Origin of the sequence: Caulobacter segnis, from assembly GCF_023935105.1 — a bacterium.
Classification (GTDB): Bacteria; Pseudomonadota; Alphaproteobacteria; order Caulobacterales; family Caulobacteraceae; genus Caulobacter; species Caulobacter segnis_B.
Genome location: NZ_CP096040.1, coordinates 470,729 through 488,234, shown reverse-complemented (window position 1 = coordinate 488,234; position 17,506 = coordinate 470,729). Strand labels below are relative to the sequence as shown.

Here is a 17,506-nt window from a genome sequence, read left to right as displayed (position 1 = left end):
TGACGCGTTCGCGGCTGCGGCGCCCGTTCTTTTGCGATGCAGCATCAACATGCACATCCGGGCCGCGTTCGTCACGAGCACATTTTCACGCCTTCGCGACACCTCCAAGTCATCTGACCACTGGCGCCATGCCTTTGCATTAGCGATAGTGCGATGCGAAAGAGGACGGAACCTCTGGACTAGGGAACGAAATGTCCGAGAACCCTGAAAAAGGCGAAACGGCCGCCGGGACCGAGAAATCGGCCGGGCAACGCGTGATCATCAAGAAATACGCCAACCGTCGCCTCTACAACACAGCGTCTTCCTCTTACGTCACCCTCGAACACCTCTCGGACATGGTGAAGGAGGGGGTCGACTTCGTGGTCTACGACGCCAAGACCAACGACGACATCACGCGCTCGGTGCTGACCCAAATCATCTTCGAGGAAGAGAACCGCGGCGGCGGCCAGAACCTGCTGCCCATCCAGTTCCTCCGTCAGCTGATCGGCTTCTACGGCAACTCGATGCAGGCCTTCCTGCCGTCGTATCTGGAGATGTCGCTCGAGAGCTTTACCAAGCAGCAGGAGCGTTTGCGCGGCCAGCTGTCCAACCTGGCGCCCGGCAAGATGCCCGGCATCGGCGTCTACGAAGAGCAGATCCGCCAGAACATGGCGCTGTTCGACCGGGCCATGAAGATGTTCTCTCCGTTCGCCTACGTCCGTCCGGAAGACGCCGCGGCCCCATCCGCCGAACCAGCCCCCGCGCCCTCGACCGCCGCGCCGGCCAGCGACGACTCGCTGGCCGAACTGAAGCGCCAGATGGAGGCGATGCAGGAGCAGCTCGCCAAGCTCGCGAACAAGTCCTGACCCACACCTTCTTAACCAAGTCGATCCAGGTCTTCTTAACCGTCCTGGTTCTACCGTCCCGCGTATGAACGGCCCGATCGATCCCATTCGACGCCCAGGACCCACGCGTCGCGCCCTCCCGGCGCCGCGCGAGGACGAGCGCCATGAGAGCGAGCAAGAGGCCGTCTTCGTTGCGGAGGAAGACGCCCCCCCACCGCGCCGGGAACGACCGCCGCGCGGTGAAGGCTTCGCCGCCTTCGCCGCTCACGTCATGGGTCAATCCGGTCAGAAGCGCGGCCTGCGCGGTGGGCAGGAAGTGCTCGACACTGCCAGATCGACCTATCTCGGCACGGAATATTCCGGCCCGGCCGATCGCCGTCCCAAGGCGGGCCTGCTGAAGAAGACCAACATCTAGCGTCTCAGGCGGGCCAGCTCGGCCTCCAGGACAGCCACCCGCGCCTCCAGCGCCGCGATGCGCTGGGCGTCGTTGACGGGTGGCGGCCGCACCCCGGCCCGCGAAGCCGCCTCGGCCGGCGTCACGCCCAAAAGCTCGGCGAAAGCAGAGACTTCCCGCATCGACAGCTCGCGCTGGTCCTTGAAGGCCAGGGTCAGCTCCGCCTCGGTCAGGCCGGTGGCGACGCCCAGGATCGCACGGCCCAGGCCGCGCTCGGCCAGACGCGCATCATACCAGGCCGCGTCGAAGAACAGGGCCATCAGCGGCGCCCGACGGCTTGGCGCGGATCTTGCTGGATCATTGGTGAACTCACCGCCGCGAGCCCTCCATGCTGTCCGTCGCCATTCGCATCTTCGACGTCGCCGTCGTGGCCCTGATCTTCACCGCCCTGACCTGAATCAGGCGCTCTCCAGCAACATCATCGTGCCCTGACCGCCGTCGGCGCAGATGCTGACGATAGCCCGCTCGCCCTTCGGACGGGCGGCCAGTTCCTTCACCGCCTGGCTAAGGATCCGCGCGCCCGTGGCCCCGAACGGATGGCCCAGCGCCAGCGACCCACCGTACGGATTCATGCGCTCGCGCGGGAATGCGCCCATCGGCGCCGTGACACCGGCCTTCTCGGCCAGGAACTTGACGCTCTCCCACGCCGCGATGTGCGACAGCACCTGGGCGGCGAAGGCCTCGTGGATCTCCCAGAGCGAGACGTCGGCATAGGTCATGCCGTTGCGGGCCAGCATGCGCGGCACGCCGTAGGCGGGGGCCATCAGCAGACCCTCGTGGCGCAGGTCGATCGACGTGACCTCGTGGTCGATGATCCGCACCTTCGGCGTCTCGGACGGCAGCCGCGCCATGCCGGCCTCGGAGCCGACCCAGATCGCCGCCGCCCCGTCGGTCAGGGGCGAGGAGTTGCCGGCCGTCAATGTGCCCTTGCCGCTGGTCTTGTCGAAGGCGGGCGCCAACTTGGCCAGCTTTTCCAGCGTCGAGTCTTTGCGTGGAATGGTGTCGCGCTTGGCCCCGCCGATCGGGATCACCAGGTCGTCGAAGAACCCTTCCTCCCAGCCCTTCACCGCGCCCTGGTGGCTGGCCAGGGCGATGGCGTCCTGGTCGGCGCGCGACAGGCTCCAATCCTTGGCCGTGATCTCGGTGTGCTCGCCCATCGACAGGCCGGTGACCCGGTTGGCGACCTTGGGAATGTAAAGCCTGACGTCCTTCAGGTTCAGCGCGCCCAGCGCCTGCAGACGTTGGCCGCCGGTCTTCGCGCCCTGGAACTTGCGAATCCAGTCCGACAGGGCGACCGACAGGCCGATCTGCACCCGGCTCATGCTCTCGACGCCGCCGACCAGGGCCAGGTCGCGGCCGCGTCCGTCGATCATCCCCGCCGCCTCAATCGCGCCGATCATGCTGGTCGAGCAGGCCATCACCGTTGAGAAAGCCGGGATGGTCGGGTCGGCCCCGGCGTCCAGCAGCACCTCGCGGGCGATGTTGCTCCAGGTCAGGTTCGGGATCACCGTGCCCCAGACCGCGAAATCCGGTCGCGCGCCCTTAGCCAGCATCGCCTTCACCACCGGCACGGACAGCTCGATCGCATCATACGAGGCCAGCGGTCCGTCGACCTTGGCGAAGGGCGTCCGCACGCCCGAGGCGATCCAGACGTCGGCGGCGGACGATTTCGAAGCGGACGATTTGGCGGCGGGCATGGTGCGATCCCCAGCGTTGCGACTGCGCTATAGGTAGTAGATCACAACCGTGTCCGCCGCCTCTTGTCGATTTACCGCCGTCAGAACGGACCCGGAATGGGAGTCGGCGGGCCCGAGGGCTGGCAGGGGAAGAGTTCTTGATCGAAGTACGGGGAGGTCGTGCCCCACCACTGATATTGCTGGCCCGTGCAGTACAGCGTGCGTTCGCCGACCATTTCGGTATGCGCCTCGTCGGAATAGTAGACGCGATCCCAGCCATTCTGCAGCGCCGCCGAGGCGGGCAGCGACAGGCTTAGCCCCAACAGCGTCGCAGCAGCCGCTGCCTTGAAGATGGCCTTCGGTTTCATCCAACCCTCCATGTCGCGCGAATGCGCCAGACAATTAGAGGGCGTATTTTTACTGATGCAATCTAGAATCGATTTCCTGACAGAAACACGCCCCATTTGCACACGGACGCGCGGGGGCTTAATCGGCAGGCATGAGCACCGATCAAGACCTCGACACCAAGAAGGCCCGCGCCAAGGCGTGGTTCGAAAGCCTGCGCGACCAGATCTGCGCCGCCTTCGAACGCCTGGAGGACGAGGCCCCGGCCGATCTCTATCCGGGTGAGGCGGGTCGCTTCGAGAAGAAGCCCTGGGACCGCCCGGCGGGCGGCGGCGGCGTCATGGGCATGATGCACGGCCGGCTGTTCGAGAAGGTCGGCGTTCACGTCTCGACGGTGCACGGGACCTTCACGCCCGAGATGGCGAAGAACATGCCCGGGGCGGCGGATGATCCCCGCTTCTTCGCCACCGGCATCAGCCTGATCGCCCACATGGTCAGCCCGCGCGTGCCGGCGGTGCACATGAACACCCGCTTCATCGCCACGACCAAGAGCTGGTTCGGCGGCGGCGGCGACCTGACGCCGCTGCTCGGCTATCAGCGCCAGCAGGACTTCCCGGACGCCATCGACTTCCACGCCGCCTACCAGCGCGCCTGCGACAAGCACGATCCGGCCTGGCATCCCAAGTACAAGGCCTGGTGCGACGAGTACTTCTTCCTGCCGCACCGCAACGAGCCGCGCGGCATCGGCGGCATCTTCTATGACCATCACGACAGCGGCGACTGGGACCGGGACTTCGCCTTCACCCAGGATGTCGGCCGGGCGTTCCTGGAGATCTATCCGGAGTTGGTCCGCCGTCGCATGGCCGAGGCCTGGACCGCCGACGAGCGCGAGCAGCAGTTGGTCCAGCGTGGCCGCTATGTCGAGTTCAACCTGCTCTACGACCGCGGCACGATGTTCGGCCTGAAGACCGGAGGCAATGTCGAGTCGATCCTTAGCTCGATGCCGCCGACGGTGAAGTGGCCCTGAGGGTCGGCGCTAGGCCTTCGGGCACTTCGCGCCGGTGTCGATCCACGCCTTGATCAGTTCGCCGAACTGCGCCTGCGTCCCCGGGGCCGGGACGCGGCCCGCGCCGGGATTCCAGGCCCAGCCGACCAGGTGATCCTGCGCCATGTGGTGATGCAGCTCGGCCAGCGATTTGCCGCCGTTGGTCGCCGGGTTCTTGATCTGGCCGCAGATCGCGCCCAGCGACTTGCCCTGCCAGGCCATCTCGGCCGGCGCCAGGGCCCATTTGGGATCGCCGGGGATACTCTTGATGTCCTGACCCCAGGTCGGGACGTTGGCCGCCGTATGGCACGAGAAGCAGGGCATGCCGGCCGGACCGTGGCCGCTGTCGCCGGCGACCATCGGCGGATTGTGCGGATGCAGGTCGTCGCCTTGGGTCGGGGCGCGCTGCACCGGGTGGCAGTTGAGGCAGCGCGGGCTCTGGATCACCTTGCCCGCCTCGGTGAACAGGGCGACCGACCGCGCGGCCGGATCCTGGATCGACTGGAAACTGGCGGCGGTCTTCAGCACGACCGGCGCCGGCTTCGCCGCGGGCGTGGGATCGGCGCTGGCCATCACGGCCCCGGCCACGGCCAGGGTTCCGGTCAGGATCGCGACAGTGGCGAGGCGCATCAGCGTTCTCCCGGTGAAGTTCCGGACTCGAACGCTCCGCCTAGGCTTGGGTTTCCTGCGCCAGGAAGCGGCCGATCCACTCGGCCATCCGCGTCCGGTCGTTCTCGGCCGAGAGGCTGGCGATGGCGGCGTCGGCCTGCTCGTCGGTGAAGCGCGTTCCACGCCGAGCCTCGATCAGGGCCTTGGCGTAGGCCGGCGAGAACTCCGGATGGAACTGCATCGAGATCGCCCTGGCGTCGTCGTAGGCGAGGATGCCGTAGGGCGTGAAGGCGCTGCCGGCCAGCACCCGCGTTCCAGGCGGGAGCTCGACCACCTGGTCCTGGTGCGAACCCGGCACCGAAACGTGGTGGGCGTCGTCCATCCACGGCGCGCGCTCGGCGACCTCATAGGCCTGCAGGCCCACGCCCCACCCCTTGTCGGACTTCACGACCTTGCCGCCGAACGCCTCGGCCATGATCTGATGGCCGAAACAGACCCCGACCAGCGGCGTCTCGCCCTTGGCCGCGCGCAGGAAGGCCTTCAGCGGCTCGATCCACGGCAGCGGATCATAGACTCCGGCCGCCGAGCCGGTGATGACATAGGCGTCGTTCTCGGCCGGGTCCTCGGGCAGCTCGCCCTTCTGGACGTCGTAGACGCGATAGCTGTGCTCGGGTCCCAGCAGCGCCTCGAACATCGCCGCATAGCCGCCATGCGTCTCCGCGAGGTCGCCCGGCGGATTGCCGGTCTCCAGCAGGCCGATCTTCATCCTAGTACACCATCCCTTGCGCGACCGCCTTCAGGCGTTCGATAGCGCTGAACTTGTCCTCGATGAAGTCCTGGTCGATCCACCAGAGCTCGATCTCGCGCCTGACCTCGCCGACCATGGGCCCCTTGGGCACGCCGGCCTTGAGGATCTCCTCGCCCGACAGCGGGAAGGCGGGCGGCGTCCAGGTCTCGGCCAGGGCCAGCAGGGCCCGCCACTGGGGCGCGGTCGAGTCGCGGCCCGAGCCGGCCCAGGCCAGCTTGATCCGGTCGCTGAACGCGCCCTGGCCCAGGGCGTAGACGGCGCGGCGGGCCTCGCGCGGGCTCATCCACGAGACGATACGCGGCTCCTGGCCCACGGCCTCGACGACGCGGTCGCGAACAGCGTTGGGCAGACGCAGACGCTCGGCCAGCCGTCCGGCGGCCTCGGCGTCGTCGGGGATCAAGGCAGCCAGGCGCAGGACCGGATCGATCTCGAACAGCTGCTCGGTCTCGATGGCGACCAGGGCCTCGAACCGGGCCAGCGACTCCACCGAGGGCAGGATCGTGGGCAACACCCCCGTGGCGGCCATCAGCCGGAAGGCCGAACGCGGGTCCTCCGCGGCCAGCATCTTCATCAGTTCCTTCTGCAGGCGCTCGGCCGTGCCGCCCAGCAGCCGGTCCCTCAGCGCCTCACAGGCGGCCAGGGCCGCCGGGTCGGCCTCGCCCCGGCCGTACCAGGCCTGGAAGCGGAAGAAGCGCAGGATCCGCAGATAGTCCTCGCGGATACGGGTCATCGGATCGCCGACGAACACCACCTTGCCGTCCCGCGCGTCGCTGACGCCCTCGCCGGTCGGATCGTAGAGACGGCCCTCGGCGTCGACATAGAGGGTGTTGAAGCGGAAGTCGCGGCGCTGGGCGTCCTCGCTCCAGTCGTCGGTGAAGGCCACCACCGCCCGGCGGCCGTCGGTCTCGACATCCTTGCGCAGGGTGGTGATCTCGTAGGGCCGGCCGGCCGACAGCGCCGTGACCGTACCGTGGTCGATGCCGGTCGGAATGGCGCGTAGCCCCGCCTGCTCCAGCGCCGCGATGACCGCGTCCGGGGTCAAGGTGGTGGCGATGTCGATGTCGTCGATCGGCTTGCCCATCAGGGTGTTGCGCACGCAGCCGCCCACGAAGCGGGCGCAGCCGGGACCGCCGCGCGCCTCCAGGGCGGCGATCACCGCCTGGGTCTTCGGAAGCGTCATCCACGGCGCGGGGCCGATCGTCTCGCTGCTCAACGCCTGCTCCCACTGACGCGTCCGGCCTGAGGCCGCGACATAGTTAGGCTAGGACGCGCCGCCTCCGCCAGACGGCAAATGGGGCGAATGGCCGTCCTCGCCGTAAAGCGCCTCGTACAGCGATCGGAGCATGCCCGCCGTCGCCCCCCAGATGAAGCGGTCGTTCCACGGCATGGCGTAGAAGTGCCGACGCTCGCCGCCCGGCGCCTCGCGATGCTGGCGCTGGTGATTGGCCGGATCCATCAGGAAGTCGAACGGCGTCTCGAAGACGTCGGCCACCTCCTCAGGACTGGGGACGAAGGTCGCCTTGGGATCGATGAAGCCGACCACCGGCATGACGTGGAAGCCGGTCACGGTCTGGTAGCCGTGCAGTAGCCCTGCCACGGTCACGAAGGCCGGATCCAGCGCCACCTCTTCCTGGGCCTCGCGCAGGGCCGTTTGCCAGGGCGTCTCGCCGGGATCGCAGCGGCCGCCCGGAAAGGCGATCTGGCCGGTATGGCTGCGCAGGGTGTCCGAGCGGCGGGTCAGGAGGACGGTCAAGCCGTCCTCATGCTCGACCAGGCCCACCAGCACGGCGGCGGGGCGCAGAGCATGAGGGTTGTCGACCTTCAGCCCCGGATTGAGATCGAAGTCCGACTTCATGGGATTGGCCAGGCTGGGATCGTAGTCCGAGATCGGATGCAGCCGCTGGGTGATCCAGGCGCGCCGCTCCTCACGAGACAAGGCGTTTCTCGTCATGCCGGCGCCGTTCCGGGCGAGGCGATCGGGAAGAACGCGCCGTTCGAGGTCACGCCCCAGGTGTCGCCTTCCAGGCGCGCCATCTCGGCCAGCTCGTAGAACACCGGCCGGGCGATCAGCGCCTCCAGCCCTCGGCGCACATGGACATAGGGCCGCGGTTCGCCGGTCTCGGGATCGATCTCGACACGGATCCGGTTCTCCGGTCCGGCCTCGACCGTGTCGCCGACATTGGTCTGGAAGACGAGCGTCCCGTCCACACGATCGACGCGCGTGGCGATGAATGGCGCGTCCTCGACCGTGATCCTCATCTTCTCGACCGGCGTGACCAGGTGATAGCCGTCCGGATCGAGGCGCAGCACGGTGGAGAACAGGCGCACCAGGGCCGCCCGGCCGATCGGCGTACCCTCGTGAAACCAGACGCCGTCCTTGCGGATGCGGATGTCGATTTCGCCGCAGTGGGCAGGGTTCCATAGATGCACCGGTGGCAGACCGCGCTCGCCCGCCGCCTTCACGGCTTGGGCGACGCCTTCCAGTCCGGCTTTGGGGCGCGCATCGGTCATCACCGATCAGTTAGGCCGTAAGGCCCGCCGGCTCAAGCGATCGTCGCGCCCGGTTTCGCGCCGGGCGCGATCGCGACCGCGCCGGACAGTCCCACGTCGCCCCCTGGCGCAGCGGCAGCAGCAGCACGCGGCGCTGATCCACGGGGCCGGGCATGACCACGCCAGCGGTATGGGCGGCGCCGAAACCGATCCGGCCGAAATAGGGGCCGTCGCCGACCAGCAACACAGCTCGCCAGCCGGCGGCTCGGGCGGCCTCGACGGCGCTCTCGACCAGGGCCTGGCCGAGGCCCGCGCTCCGCTCGTCCGGATCGACGGCCAGAGGACCCAGAAAGGCGACCGGCTCGCCGCCGATCGTCACCGGCCACATGCGGCAGCAGCCGACCGGCTTGCCGTCGCGCAGGGCCACGAACGAGCAGTCCGCCAGCAGGGCGTTGCCCTCGCGCAGGCGCTCGGACGACTTGGCGAAACGGCCGGGCCCGAAGACCCGATCGATGAGGTGGGTGACGGCCGCTTCCATCGCCGGGGTCTCGTGGACCAGCGGCCCAAGGGGGGACAGAGTGGCGGGCGCGGGAGAAAGGGACTTCTGAACGGAGGTCATCGGCCTTCGGGAAATGCGAAAGGGCGTCGGGGGCTCCCGACGCGAAGGCGCGACCGGGAGAGCTTCAGATCGTGGCGCGTTCGCGCTGAATTCGTCGCAGGCGTCGCATGCCCAGCTCTTTTCATTCTCTGGGAGTGCGGTGAAACCACGCTCCGAGCCTTCAGAAGATGCGCGCGCTGTAGGGCCAAGCCTTTCTCAGGTCAATAACGTTGCGGTGCGGCGACTTGGCTCTATGTTTCGGCGCGATGTCCGACCCAGCCTCCCCAGAGACGCCCGCGTCCGTCCCCGACACCTCTACGCGCGCGTTGTTGCGGGAGCGTGACTTCCTCCTGTTCTGGGTGGCGCGGTTCGTCTCCACCCTGGGGGTGCAGATCCAGTCGGTGGCCTTGGGCTGGCAGGTCTACGCCATCGCCCGCCTGACCCATTCCGTCGGCGAGTCGGCGTTCATGGTCAGCATGATCGGCCTGGCGCAGTTCCTGCCGCTGTTCCTGCTGACCCTGGTGGCCGGCGAGACGGCCGACCGTCGGACCCGCAAGCTGATCGTCGCCACGACGCTGGGCCTGGACGCGATCAGCGCCACCGTGCTGCTGGTCCTGGCTATGTCGGGTTCGCACCATCTGTGGCCGATCTTCGCCGTCTCGGTGATGTTCGGGGCCAGCCGCGCCTTCCTGTCGCCGGCCAGCAGCGCCATGGGGCCGATGCTGGTGCCGCGCGCCCTGCTGCCGCGCGCCATCGCCTGGAACTCCCTGTCCTGGCAGGCCGGCTCGATCATCGGCCCGGCCCTGGGCGGCCTGCTGTTGATCCATTCGCCGGGCATGGCCTTCGGCGCCTCCCTGGGCCTCTACCTCGCCGCCGCCCTGCTGGCGCTGTCGATCCGCAAGTCGACCAAGCCCGAGCAACAGCCCGGCTCCCGCGCCGAGCTGATCAAGGAAGGCCTGTCCTATGTCTGGAACAACAAGATCGTCTTCGGCTCGATCTCGCTGGACCTTTTCGCGGTGATCCTGGGTGGGGCCACCGCCCTGCTTCCGGTGTTCGCCAAGGACGTGCTGCACATCGGCCCCGGCGGCTTTGGCCTGCTGCGGGCCGCGCCGGCGGTGGGCGCGGTGCTGGTCGGGATCTATCTGGCCAGCAATCCGATCCGCCGCCACGCCGGCCGGATCATGTTCGCGGGCGTCGCCGTCTTTGGCCTGGCGACGGTGGTGTTCGGCCTCTCGAAGCTGGAATGGCTGTCGGTGGCCGCCCTGGCGGTGCTGGGCGGAGCGGACATGCTGTCGGTCTATGTCCGCCAGACCCTGGTCCAGATCGTCACGCCCGACGCCATGCGCGGCCGCGTCGCCGCTGTCTCGGGCGTGTTCATCAGCGCCTCCAACGAGCTGGGCGAGGTCGAGAGCGGCGCGGTGGCCTGGCTGCTGGGTCCCATCGGCGCGGCGGTGTTCGGCGGCGTCGGGGCTATGGCGGTCACCGCGCTGTGGGCCTTCCTGTTCCCCGACCTGCGCAAGGCCGACCGGCTGGAATAGCGGTCAGACGCCCGCCAGCTTGCGGATTCCCTCGCCGGTCAGGCGGCGGATGATCCATTCGTCCATCGCCGCCGCGCCCAGGCTGTCATAGAAGGCGATCGACGGCGCGTTCCAGTCCAGCACCGACCATTCCAGTCGGCCCAGACCCTCGTCGACGCAGCGCTTGGCCAGGTTGGCCAGCAGCGCCTTGCCCGCGCCCGAGCCGCGCGCCGCCGGCCGCACGAACAGATCCTCCAGATAGATCCCGTGCCGGCCGACGAAGGTCGAATAGTTGTAGAACCACAGCGCGAAGCCGACCGCCTGGCCGTCGAGCTCGGCGATGTCGGCGAACGCCCGGGCATTGTCGCCGAAAAGCGCGGCGGCCGTGTCGCTTTCACTGGCCGTGACCTCGTCTAGCAGCTTCTCATAGTCCGCCAGATCGAGGATGAACTGGTGGATCAGGCCCGCATCGGCGGGTGTGGCGGGACGGACTGAAACGGGCATGGCGGTCTCTGACGACTATCGGGATTTCGTTCTGGAGCAACTGGCGCCGCTGGGCCACATCACCGCGCGCCGAATGTTCGGCGGCGTGGGGATCTATGCCAACGGACTGTTCTTCGCGCTGATCGACGACGACGTTCTCTACCTCAAGGGCGACGAGTCGCTCAAAGTCGAGTTCGAGGCCGCCGGATCGCACGCCTTCACCCCGTTCGGCTACGACAAGCCGATGGGCTATTGGACGGCTCCGGCCGAGGCCATGGACGACCAGGAATTCCTGCTGGACTGGTCGCGCAAGTCGCTTGAGGTCGCCGCGCGGGCGGCGGCGACTAAGAAGAAGCGCTAGCCGATCTTTACCCCTGGTGGCGGCCCGCTGCTCTCCGGCACGAAGAAGTCCGGCATCAGGGTCGCCGACGGATCGACCTTGTACTGGTCGAAATCGCGCACGCCCTCGCCGTACAGGAAGGTGTCGTCGATCAGGAAATTGCCGCTGAACGCCCGCGACGGCTTCAGGAACACGGCATGGGCCGCGTCGGCCATGATCTCGACGGTGCGACAGTGCTTGAGCCCCTCCTCGCCGGTCAGGGCGAACTGGATGGCGGCGGTGGCGATGCCGGTGCGCGGCCACAGGGCGTTGAAGGCGACGCCGTCGCTCCTGAACTCCTCGGCCATGCCCAGCACGCACATCGACATGCCGAACTTGGCCATGGTGTAGGCCACGTGCGGACCGAACCAGCGCGGCGACATGTCCAGCGGCGGCGACAGCATCAGGACGTGCGGATTCTCGGCCTTCTTCAGATACGGGATGCAGGCCTTGGACGTGACGAACGTGCCGCGCGTATTGATCTGGTGCATCAGATCGTAGCGCTTCATGTCGGTCGCCAGCGTGCCGGTCAGCGAGATGGCCGAGGCGTTGTTGACGCAGATGTCGATGCCGCCGAACCGCTCGACGGCCTTCTCGACCGCCGCCTGGACGCTGGCCTCCTCGCGGACGTCGACCACCAGCGGCAGGGCATGGCCGCCCGCCGCCTCGATCTCGCTGGCGGCGGTGTAGATGGTGCCCGGCAGCTTGGGATGGGCCTCGGCGGTCTTGGCGGCGATGACGATGTTGGCGCCGTCGCGCGCGGCGCGCAGGGCGATAGCCAGGCCGATGCCGCGCGAGGCGCCGGTGACGAACAGGGTCTTGCCCCGGAGTGAAGCGGCTTGGCTCATGCGGATTGCTCCCGTGTTCGGATCAGGTCGAGGCCGGCGAGGATGAAGCCGACGATGAAGCTCATCTTCGCCACGTGCGCGACGGGACCGTGATCCTTCAGAACGATGCCGACAAGCCCGATGACGAGGGCGGCGATCCAGAGGATGGCGGGGATGCGGAACAGCTTGGCCCGCAGCAGGTCTATCCCCCAGACGACCATGCCGATCGACCAGACGCTGGAGGCGATCACGTAGGACGCCGCGCCGAAGATCTCGGCCGACGAGGTCCGCACCAGCATCACGCCCAACAGGGCCAGCACGAAGCCGCCCAGACCCAGGACGTTCGCCTTCCGCCCGCTCGCCGACCACACGCCCAGCATGCCGAAGAGCAGCAGCAGGTCGATGGCCACATAGACCAGGTGCGGCCAGGGATCGGTGAGACGCGGATAGATCAGGAACGGCGCGACGATGTCGATCGCCGCCCCGACGATGGCCGCGACGCCGGCCAGGCGCAGCATGGCCCGGCGCTGCATCAGGCGCCGGCTCCGGTGGTCTTCACAGACAGGTCCCACAGGCGGTCGGCCGCCTCGGGATCAAGGGCGTGGGGCATGACACCGTTCCAGGGCAGCTCCTGACTCCACGGAACGGCCTGGTTGCAGTCCTCAAGATAGAGGCCGCCGACGCCCTCCAGTTCGTCGCCGACGGCCGCCCAGACGCTGGTCGCCGCGCCCTGCTCGGTGGTCTTGAAGCCCTCGCGTGGCTTGTCGTTCTCGTCCAGCCAGCCCAGGGCGCGCTGCTCCTCGATCGGCAGGTGGCGCTGCAGCGGGGTCATGATGCCGCCGGGCATGACGGCGTTGGCGTTGACGCCCCAGTCCTTGAACCGCTTGTCGAAGCCGACCGCGAACAGGCTGTTGGCGGTCTTGGCCTGGCCGTAGGCTTCCCACTTGTCGTAGGGCCGGGTCTGGTAGTTCGGATCCTCGAAGTTCACGCCCGAACGGCGGTGGCCGATCGAGGACAGCGACACTAGCCGCGAGCGATGGCCCGAATGCTCCGCGCCATCGACCAGGTTTGGCGCCAGCAGAACCGACAGCAGGAAGTGGCCGAAGTGGTTGGTGCCGATCTGCATCTCCAGGCCGTCGGCGGTGCGCGACAGCGGACAGGCCATGACGCCGGCGTTGTTGATCAGCAGGTTCAGGCGACGGTCGCCCCAGCGATGGGCGAAATGGCGGATGGCCTCGAGGCTGGAGAGGTCCAGCATGCCGAAGCTGACCCGCTTCATGCCCGCTTCCTCGTTGATCTGGTTGGCGATCTCCTCGCCCAGATCGGGCTTGCGGGCGGCGATGATCACTTCCGCGCCCGCCAGGGCCAGGGCCCGCGCGGTCTCGACGCCGATGCCGGTGGCCGCGCCGGTGACGATGGCGACCTTCCCCGACAGGTCATGGCCCGCGGCCACCTCGCGCGCCGTCGACTTCGCCCCGAAAGACGAGGTTATCCGCTCCGCCATGTCGATCCTCCCAGATCGTTTTTGCTAGCTTACCTTACTGAAGTCCGGCGGCCTGCGCTCCATGAAGGCCATGAAGGCCTCGCGGGCTTCGGCGGTCTTGAGACGCTCGCCGAACAGCGCGCCCTCGGTGTCCATCAGGGCGGCGATCTTCTCGGCGTCGCGCATCAGGCGCTTGGTGGTGGTCAGGGCGCCCAGCGGTTTCTTGGCCAGCTGATCGGCGGCGGCGCGGGCGCGGGCGCGCAAATCGGAAAGCTCTGCCGAACCGTTGGCGATGCCCCAGGCCACGGCCGTACCGCCGTCGATCGCCTCGCCCAGGGCGAACATGGCGTAGGCGCGGGCGTGACCTATACGGGCGGGCAGCAGCCAGCTGGACGCCGCCTCCGGCACCAGGGCCAGGTTGACGAACGGCACGGTCAGCCGCGCGTCCGGGGTGACATAGACCAGGTCGCAGTGCAGCAGCATGGTCGTGCCCACGCCCACGGCCTGGCCGTGGACGGCGGCGACCAGCGGCCGGGTGGCGTTGGCCAGGGCCTTGAGGAAGCGGATCACGTGCCGCTCGCCCGTGAAGGCGCCCGTCGCCTGGGCCGCGAAGTCCTGCAGGTCGTTGCCGGCCGTGAAGCTGTCGCCGTCGGCCTGGAAGATCACGACGCGCACGGCCGGATCCTTCTCGGCGGCCTCCAGGCTGTCGGCCAGCACGCCGTACATGGCGTTGGACAGGGCGTTCTTCTTTTCCGGACGCGCCAGGGTGAGCGTCATCACGCCGGCGTCGATCTCGACCTTCACCCAGTCACCTTGCCTAGCGTCCGTCATGTCACTCTCCCTTGGGGAATTTGGTCTGCAGGCTGGAAAGCCAGCGGGCGACCACGCCGATCTCCTCGTCCGTGAAACCGGCGGTCAGGTGGGCGTTGATGCCGTCCAGCCCGGCCTTGGCCGCCTCGCGGGCGGCGCGCCCCTTGTCGGTCAGGTGCAGGCGCATGGCGCGGCCATCCTTGGGATCGGCGCGGCGCTCGACCAGCCCGGCCCGGGTCATGCGATCGATCAGGCCGGTCATGGCCGAAGGCGCCAGGTCCAGGGCGTCGGCCGCCTCGCCGATCAGCGCCCCATCCTGCTCGCCGAGGAAGAACAAGACCCCCGACTGGGCGGCGGTCAGGCCGCCCTTGGCCGCCATCTTGCCCTCGATCCAGCGCTGGACGCGCCGATGGCCGGCGTTGAGCAGGAAGATCAGTCGGCGATCGGCGGGCACGGACATGCGGGCCAACCTAAATTTCGTATGCGAAATGTCAAACGACCGTTTCTAGTCTGGACTAGAAACCCCGTCCTCGGAAACGGCCCGGTACCAGGCCACACCCTCGGCATCCAGCTCACGCTCGATTCGGCCCCGGCGGATCAGGCAGTTCAGGTGGGCCAGCGCCTCGCCCGTGGCCATGCCCAGCAGATCGGACCCGATCGGCCGGGCGAACAAGGCTCCGAACGTGTCGACCACCCGCTTGGGCTCGGCCAGCTTCTTTTCCAAGCGCGACAGACCCCGTTCATGCCCCGAGATCAGGCCGTCGATCCGGGTGTGCAGCCCTTCGAACGGATCGTTGTGGGCCGGCAGCACGATCACGTCGTCGGGCACGGTCGCCTTGACCTTGGCCAGCGACCGCAGCCAGTCGCTCAGGGGGTCGGCGTCCGGCTCGGTCGGAAACACCGAGACGTTGGACGAGATGCGGGGCAGCACCTGGTCGCCGGAGATCAGCAGGTTCAGCGCGGGGCACCACAGGCAGGCGTGATCGGGCGAGTGCCCCTGCCCCGTCACGACCGTCCAGGTCCGGCCGCCGATCTCGAAATCCTCGCCGTCGCTGAGTCGGCGATAGCTGTCGGGCAGGGCGTAGATCGCCTTTCCGAAGCCGCCGAAGCGGGCCTTGTAGTTCTCGATCGCGTCCTCGTCCCAGCCAGCGGCCTGGAAGAACTTCACCCCGTCCTCCGGCGCCTCGCGGCCGGTATCAGCCACCAGCATGCGGCACTGGAAATACTCCAGCCGCGTCATCCAGAGCCGGCAGTCGAACTTGCGCGTCAGCCACCCGGCCAGGCCGATGTGGTCGGGGTGCAGGTGGGTGACGATCACCCGGGTGACCGGCTTGCCGCCCAGAGCGCCGGTGAAAGCCGCCCGCCAGGCCTGGCTGGTCTCGCGGGTCTGGACGCCGGTGTCGACGATCGCCCAGCCCTCGCCATCCTGAATGGCCCACACGTTGATGAACTGCAGTGAGCCGCCCAGCGGCATGCGCAGCCACAGGACGCCTGGCGCGACTTCGACGGCCTCGCCTGAGCCCTGCTCCGGCGCGGTCTCGAACGGATAGACCAGACGCCCCTTTCGAGGTTCCTGAGTCTCGCCGGGCGCCTCGCCCTCTTCGAATCCATCGCGCATTGCGTCCCCTTCAGCTCCGGTTCAACCGGCGCTTGTCCTTGTTCCAACCCATTTTTTACGCTCGGACCCCGTCACGATCGCGCCTATGTCGGACGGTATCTTGACCCCCGATGCAAGCGCGCGCTTATGTCCGCGCGAGGAATCCACCCAGGAGATGTTTCCCATGAAGCGTTTCGCGATCGGCCTGTCGGCCGCCCTCGCGGTCGCCATTCTTATTCCGGCCGCCGTCATTTCGGCGCCGAAGGAAGAGAAGGGCAAGCCCGCCGCTGTCGACGCCAAGGCGCGCGAAGCGGGTATGAAGGAAGCCCCGGCCCTGATCCAGGCCAGCGGCGCGGGCTGTACGGTTTCGGACGCTCGCTTCATCGGCGAGGACAAGAAGGCCGGCGCCAAGTACTACGAAGTCGCCTGTAACGAAGGCATGGGCTTCGCGCTGATCGCCAAGAAGGACACGGCTCCGCAGGTCTACACCTGCCTGGAATCGAGCCAGCCCGCCGCCGACGGCAAGGCCGGCGGCCTGGCCTGTATCCTGCCTGGCAACGCCAACCCGGGCGCGGGCCTGGCCCCCTTCGTCAAGAAGGGCGGCGTCACCTGCGACATCGAGAACACCCGCGCCATCGGCTCGGGCGCCAAGAACTCGTATTTCGAAGTCGCCTGTAAAGGCGGCAGCGGCTACGTCGTCCAGACCACGTCCCCGATGAACATCAGCGGCGACGTCGTCGTGAACAGCTGCCTGCTGTACGAGGAAGGCGGCAACGTCAGCTGCAAGCTGACCAACCGTCAGACCCAGCTGGCCATCGTCGACACGCTGAACACCGCCGCGGCGGCCGCGGGCACGACCTGCGCCATCAAGGACAAGCGCTACATCCTCAGCACCAAGGTCGACAACTACTTCGAAGTGTCGTGCCAGGACGGCAAGGGCTACGTCTACCAGCAGACCGCGACGACGGGGGCCTTCGCCCGCGCCATCCCGTGCGCCCAGGCCGGCTTCGTCGGCGGCGGCTGCACCATGACCGACGCGGTCGCGGCCCAGACCGAACAGGCCGGCTTCTACAGCAAGCTGGCGGCCAAGGCCGGTTTCCCCTGCGACGTCGAGAAGTACGGCATGCTGCCGACCAACGACCCGAAGAAGGAAATCGTCGAGCTGAAGTGCAAGAACAGCGACGTCGGCGCCATCGCCGTGTTCACCGCCACCGGCGGCACGGTCTATGACTGCCTGACGGCCGAACTGAACGGCTTCCGCTGCTCCTTCACCAAGACGTCCACCCAGTACGCCCGCCTGACCAAGGACCTGGTCGGCTTCAACAAGGCCTCGTGCACGGTGTCGGACGCTCGCGTCATCGGCGCGACCGAGACCGAGGGCTTCGTCGAAGTGGCCTGCTCGGACGGTCTGCCCGGCTGGGTGCTGGGCTATCCGACCGGCGTCGCCAAGCCGGCCGCCAAGGAGTTCCTCTCCTGCGTCCAGGCCAAGGGCATCGGCGGCGGCTGCAAGCTGCCGACCAACAAGGTCAAGGGCTGATCCCAGTCCCGACCTGAACTGAAA

Annotated in this window: 23 protein-coding genes and 1 pseudogene; 7 read left to right on the top strand and 17 right to left on the bottom strand. The window is 67.9% G+C overall.

Features of this window, described 5'->3' with window-relative positions; translation table 11 throughout:
- The first annotated feature begins 191 nt into the window (after positions 1 to 191).
- The gene (gene phaR, locus MZV50_RS02535; protein ID WP_252632858.1) at positions 192 to 845 is read left to right on the top strand and encodes a polyhydroxyalkanoate synthesis repressor PhaR; all 654 of its coding nucleotides are present in this window, start codon (positions 192 to 194) and stop codon (positions 843 to 845) included.
- Positions 846 to 909: 64 nt separating this feature from the next.
- Positions 910 to 1,239, top strand: coding sequence for a hypothetical protein (locus tag MZV50_RS02530; RefSeq protein ID WP_252632857.1), 330 nt, complete (start codon positions 910 to 912; stop codon positions 1,237 to 1,239).
- Here MZV50_RS02530 and MZV50_RS02525 read toward each other — a convergent pair.
- Complete coding sequence (locus MZV50_RS02525; RefSeq protein ID WP_252632856.1) at positions 1,236 to 1,538, bottom strand: DNA-binding protein; 303 nt, start codon at positions 1,536 to 1,538, stop codon at positions 1,236 to 1,238. The two genes, MZV50_RS02530 and MZV50_RS02525, sit on opposite strands and share 4 nt — an antisense overlap.
- 71 nt (positions 1,539 to 1,609) lie before the next feature.
- Between MZV50_RS02525 and MZV50_RS02520 the strand changes: the two genes are divergently transcribed.
- Positions 1,610 to 1,675: a hypothetical protein gene (locus MZV50_RS02520; RefSeq protein ID WP_125155815.1), complete on the top strand. Its 66-nt coding sequence runs from the start codon at positions 1,610 to 1,612 to the stop codon at positions 1,673 to 1,675.
- A gap of 1 nt (position 1,676) precedes the next feature.
- Here MZV50_RS02520 and MZV50_RS02515 read toward each other — a convergent pair whose 3' ends face one another.
- Both MZV50_RS02515 and MZV50_RS02510 read right to left on the bottom strand, forming a co-directional pair.
- Positions 1,677 to 2,975, bottom strand: coding sequence for an acetyl-CoA C-acyltransferase (locus tag MZV50_RS02515; protein WP_252632855.1), 1,299 nt, complete (start codon positions 2,973 to 2,975; stop codon positions 1,677 to 1,679).
- An 80-nt stretch (positions 2,976 to 3,055) separates the two neighbouring features.
- A complete protein-coding gene (locus MZV50_RS02510) occupies positions 3,056 to 3,322 on the bottom strand; it encodes a DUF6289 family protein (protein WP_252632854.1) in 267 nt (88 codons plus the stop codon).
- Positions 3,323 to 3,453: 131 nt separating this feature from the next.
- Here MZV50_RS02510 and hemF point away from each other — a divergent pair, with 131 nt between their 5' ends.
- Complete coding sequence (gene hemF, locus MZV50_RS02505; RefSeq protein ID WP_252632853.1) at positions 3,454 to 4,326, top strand: oxygen-dependent coproporphyrinogen oxidase; 873 nt, start codon at positions 3,454 to 3,456, stop codon at positions 4,324 to 4,326.
- 9 nt (positions 4,327 to 4,335) lie between these two features.
- Here hemF and MZV50_RS02500 read toward each other — a convergent pair whose 3' ends face one another.
- The 7 genes and pseudogenes from MZV50_RS02500 to MZV50_RS02470 form a co-directional block, all read right to left on the bottom strand.
- Positions 4,336 to 4,974, bottom strand: coding sequence for an Isoquinoline 1-oxidoreductase subunit (locus tag MZV50_RS02500; protein ID WP_252632852.1), 639 nt, complete (start codon positions 4,972 to 4,974; stop codon positions 4,336 to 4,338).
- A 40-nt stretch (positions 4,975 to 5,014) separates the two neighbouring features.
- Positions 5,015 to 5,719 (bottom strand): glutamine amidotransferase-related protein, encoded by a 705-nt coding sequence (locus tag MZV50_RS02495; protein ID WP_252632851.1) that lies wholly within the window; start codon positions 5,717 to 5,719, stop codon positions 5,015 to 5,017.
- A gap of 1 nt (position 5,720) precedes the next feature.
- The gene (locus MZV50_RS02490) at positions 5,721 to 6,974 is read right to left on the bottom strand and encodes a CCA tRNA nucleotidyltransferase (RefSeq protein WP_252632850.1); all 1,254 of its coding nucleotides are present in this window, start codon (positions 6,972 to 6,974) and stop codon (positions 5,721 to 5,723) included.
- A 48-nt stretch (positions 6,975 to 7,022) separates the two neighbouring features.
- On the bottom strand, positions 7,023 to 7,697 hold the full coding sequence (locus MZV50_RS02485; RefSeq protein WP_252632849.1) for a CoA pyrophosphatase: 675 nt from the start codon (positions 7,695 to 7,697) through the stop codon (positions 7,023 to 7,025).
- An 11-nt stretch (positions 7,698 to 7,708) separates the two neighbouring features.
- The gene (locus tag MZV50_RS02480) at positions 7,709 to 8,272 is read right to left on the bottom strand and encodes a DUF1285 domain-containing protein (protein WP_252632848.1); all 564 of its coding nucleotides are present in this window, start codon (positions 8,270 to 8,272) and stop codon (positions 7,709 to 7,711) included.
- A gap of 32 nt (positions 8,273 to 8,304) precedes the next feature.
- Positions 8,305 to 8,870: pseudogene (locus MZV50_RS02475) on the bottom strand (GNAT family N-acetyltransferase).
- 64 nt (positions 8,871 to 8,934) lie between these two features.
- Entirely contained in the window at positions 8,935 to 8,979 is a 45-nt protein-coding gene (locus MZV50_RS02470) for a hypothetical protein (protein WP_223395942.1), read from the bottom strand.
- 136 nt (positions 8,980 to 9,115) lie between these two features.
- Here MZV50_RS02470 and MZV50_RS02465 point away from each other — a divergent pair, with 136 nt between their 5' ends.
- Positions 9,116 to 10,387, top strand: coding sequence for an MFS transporter (locus tag MZV50_RS02465; RefSeq protein WP_252632847.1), 1,272 nt, complete (start codon positions 9,116 to 9,118; stop codon positions 10,385 to 10,387).
- A 3-nt stretch (positions 10,388 to 10,390) separates the two neighbouring features.
- On the opposite strand, the gene MZV50_RS02460 is transcribed toward MZV50_RS02465, so the two are convergent.
- Positions 10,391 to 10,870 (bottom strand): GNAT family N-acetyltransferase, encoded by a 480-nt coding sequence (locus MZV50_RS02460; protein ID WP_252632846.1) that lies wholly within the window; start codon positions 10,868 to 10,870, stop codon positions 10,391 to 10,393.
- On the opposite strand from MZV50_RS02460, the gene MZV50_RS02455 reads away from it, so the two are divergent.
- Entirely contained in the window at positions 10,812 to 11,210 is a 399-nt protein-coding gene (locus MZV50_RS02455; protein ID WP_436792201.1) for a TfoX/Sxy family protein, read from the top strand. The genes MZV50_RS02460 and MZV50_RS02455 overlap by 59 nt on opposite strands.
- Here MZV50_RS02455 and MZV50_RS02450 read toward each other — a convergent pair.
- From MZV50_RS02450 to MZV50_RS02425, 6 genes are read right to left on the bottom strand one after another with little or no spacing between them, the layout of a single operon-like run.
- Positions 11,207 to 12,076 carry an SDR family oxidoreductase gene (locus tag MZV50_RS02450; RefSeq protein ID WP_252632844.1) on the bottom strand — a complete coding sequence of 290 codons (870 nt, stop codon included), beginning with the start codon at positions 12,074 to 12,076 and terminating at the stop codon, positions 11,207 to 11,209. The two genes, MZV50_RS02455 and MZV50_RS02450, sit on opposite strands and share 4 nt — an antisense overlap.
- Entirely contained in the window at positions 12,073 to 12,588 is a 516-nt protein-coding gene (locus tag MZV50_RS02445; protein WP_252632843.1) for a hypothetical protein, read from the bottom strand. Before MZV50_RS02445 ends, MZV50_RS02450 begins: the two co-directional genes overlap by 4 nt.
- On the bottom strand, positions 12,588 to 13,559 hold the full coding sequence (locus MZV50_RS02440; protein ID WP_252632842.1) for an SDR family NAD(P)-dependent oxidoreductase: 972 nt from the start codon (positions 13,557 to 13,559) through the stop codon (positions 12,588 to 12,590). Before MZV50_RS02440 ends, MZV50_RS02445 begins: the two co-directional genes overlap by 1 nt.
- A 24-nt stretch (positions 13,560 to 13,583) precedes the next feature.
- Complete coding sequence (locus MZV50_RS02435) at positions 13,584 to 14,369, bottom strand: enoyl-CoA hydratase (RefSeq protein ID WP_252632841.1); 786 nt, start codon at positions 14,367 to 14,369, stop codon at positions 13,584 to 13,586.
- A gap of 1 nt (position 14,370) precedes the next feature.
- Complete coding sequence (locus tag MZV50_RS02430; RefSeq protein WP_252635156.1) at positions 14,371 to 14,808, bottom strand: MarR family winged helix-turn-helix transcriptional regulator; 438 nt, start codon at positions 14,806 to 14,808, stop codon at positions 14,371 to 14,373.
- 45 nt (positions 14,809 to 14,853) lie between these two features.
- A complete protein-coding gene (locus MZV50_RS02425; protein WP_252632840.1) occupies positions 14,854 to 15,966 on the bottom strand; it encodes an MBL fold metallo-hydrolase in 1,113 nt (370 codons plus the stop codon).
- A 154-nt stretch (positions 15,967 to 16,120) separates the two neighbouring features.
- Here MZV50_RS02425 and MZV50_RS02420 point away from each other — a divergent pair, with 154 nt between their 5' ends.
- On the top strand, positions 16,121 to 17,482 hold the full coding sequence (locus MZV50_RS02420) for a hypothetical protein (protein WP_252632839.1): 1,362 nt from the start codon (positions 16,121 to 16,123) through the stop codon (positions 17,480 to 17,482).
- Positions 17,483 to 17,506 lie beyond the last annotated feature (24 nt).

Coding starts and splice junctions, on each gene's coding strand:
- MZV50_RS02525 (WP_252632856.1), bottom strand. CDS start 1,538: ATGGCCCTGTTCTTCGACGCGGCCTGGTATGATGCGCGTCTGGCCGAG.
- MZV50_RS02465 (WP_252632847.1), top strand. CDS start 9,116: ATGTCCGACCCAGCCTCCCCAGAGACGCCCGCGTCCGTCCCCGACACC.
- MZV50_RS02515 (WP_252632855.1), bottom strand. CDS start 2,975: ATGCCCGCCGCCAAATCGTCCGCTTCGAAATCGTCCGCCGCCGACGTC.
- hemF (WP_252632853.1), top strand. CDS start 3,454: ATGAGCACCGATCAAGACCTCGACACCAAGAAGGCCCGCGCCAAGGCG.
- MZV50_RS02480 (WP_252632848.1), bottom strand. CDS start 8,272: ATGACCGATGCGCGCCCCAAAGCCGGACTGGAAGGCGTCGCCCAAGCC.
- MZV50_RS02495 (WP_252632851.1), bottom strand. CDS start 5,719: ATGAAGATCGGCCTGCTGGAGACCGGCAATCCGCCGGGCGACCTCGCG.
- MZV50_RS02420 (WP_252632839.1), top strand. CDS start 16,121: ATGTTTCCCATGAAGCGTTTCGCGATCGGCCTGTCGGCCGCCCTCGCG.
- MZV50_RS02500 (WP_252632852.1), bottom strand. CDS start 4,974: ATGCGCCTCGCCACTGTCGCGATCCTGACCGGAACCCTGGCCGTGGCC.
- MZV50_RS02435 (WP_252632841.1), bottom strand. CDS start 14,369: ATGACGGACGCTAGGCAAGGTGACTGGGTGAAGGTCGAGATCGACGCC.
- MZV50_RS02455 (WP_436792201.1), top strand. CDS start 10,812: ATGAACTGGTGGATCAGGCCCGCATCGGCGGGTGTGGCGGGACGGACT.
- MZV50_RS02440 (WP_252632842.1), bottom strand. CDS start 13,559: ATGGCGGAGCGGATAACCTCGTCTTTCGGGGCGAAGTCGACGGCGCGC.
- MZV50_RS02425 (WP_252632840.1), bottom strand. CDS start 15,966: ATGCGCGATGGATTCGAAGAGGGCGAGGCGCCCGGCGAGACTCAGGAA.
- MZV50_RS02530 (WP_252632857.1), top strand. CDS start 910: ATGAACGGCCCGATCGATCCCATTCGACGCCCAGGACCCACGCGTCGC.
- MZV50_RS02445 (WP_252632843.1), bottom strand. CDS start 12,588: ATGCAGCGCCGGGCCATGCTGCGCCTGGCCGGCGTCGCGGCCATCGTC.
- MZV50_RS02430 (WP_252635156.1), bottom strand. CDS start 14,808: ATGTCCGTGCCCGCCGATCGCCGACTGATCTTCCTGCTCAACGCCGGC.
- MZV50_RS02450 (WP_252632844.1), bottom strand. CDS start 12,076: ATGAGCCAAGCCGCTTCACTCCGGGGCAAGACCCTGTTCGTCACCGGC.
- phaR (WP_252632858.1), top strand. CDS start 192: ATGTCCGAGAACCCTGAAAAAGGCGAAACGGCCGCCGGGACCGAGAAA.
- MZV50_RS02510 (WP_252632854.1), bottom strand. CDS start 3,322: ATGAAACCGAAGGCCATCTTCAAGGCAGCGGCTGCTGCGACGCTGTTG.
- MZV50_RS02460 (WP_252632846.1), bottom strand. CDS start 10,870: ATGCCCGTTTCAGTCCGTCCCGCCACACCCGCCGATGCGGGCCTGATC.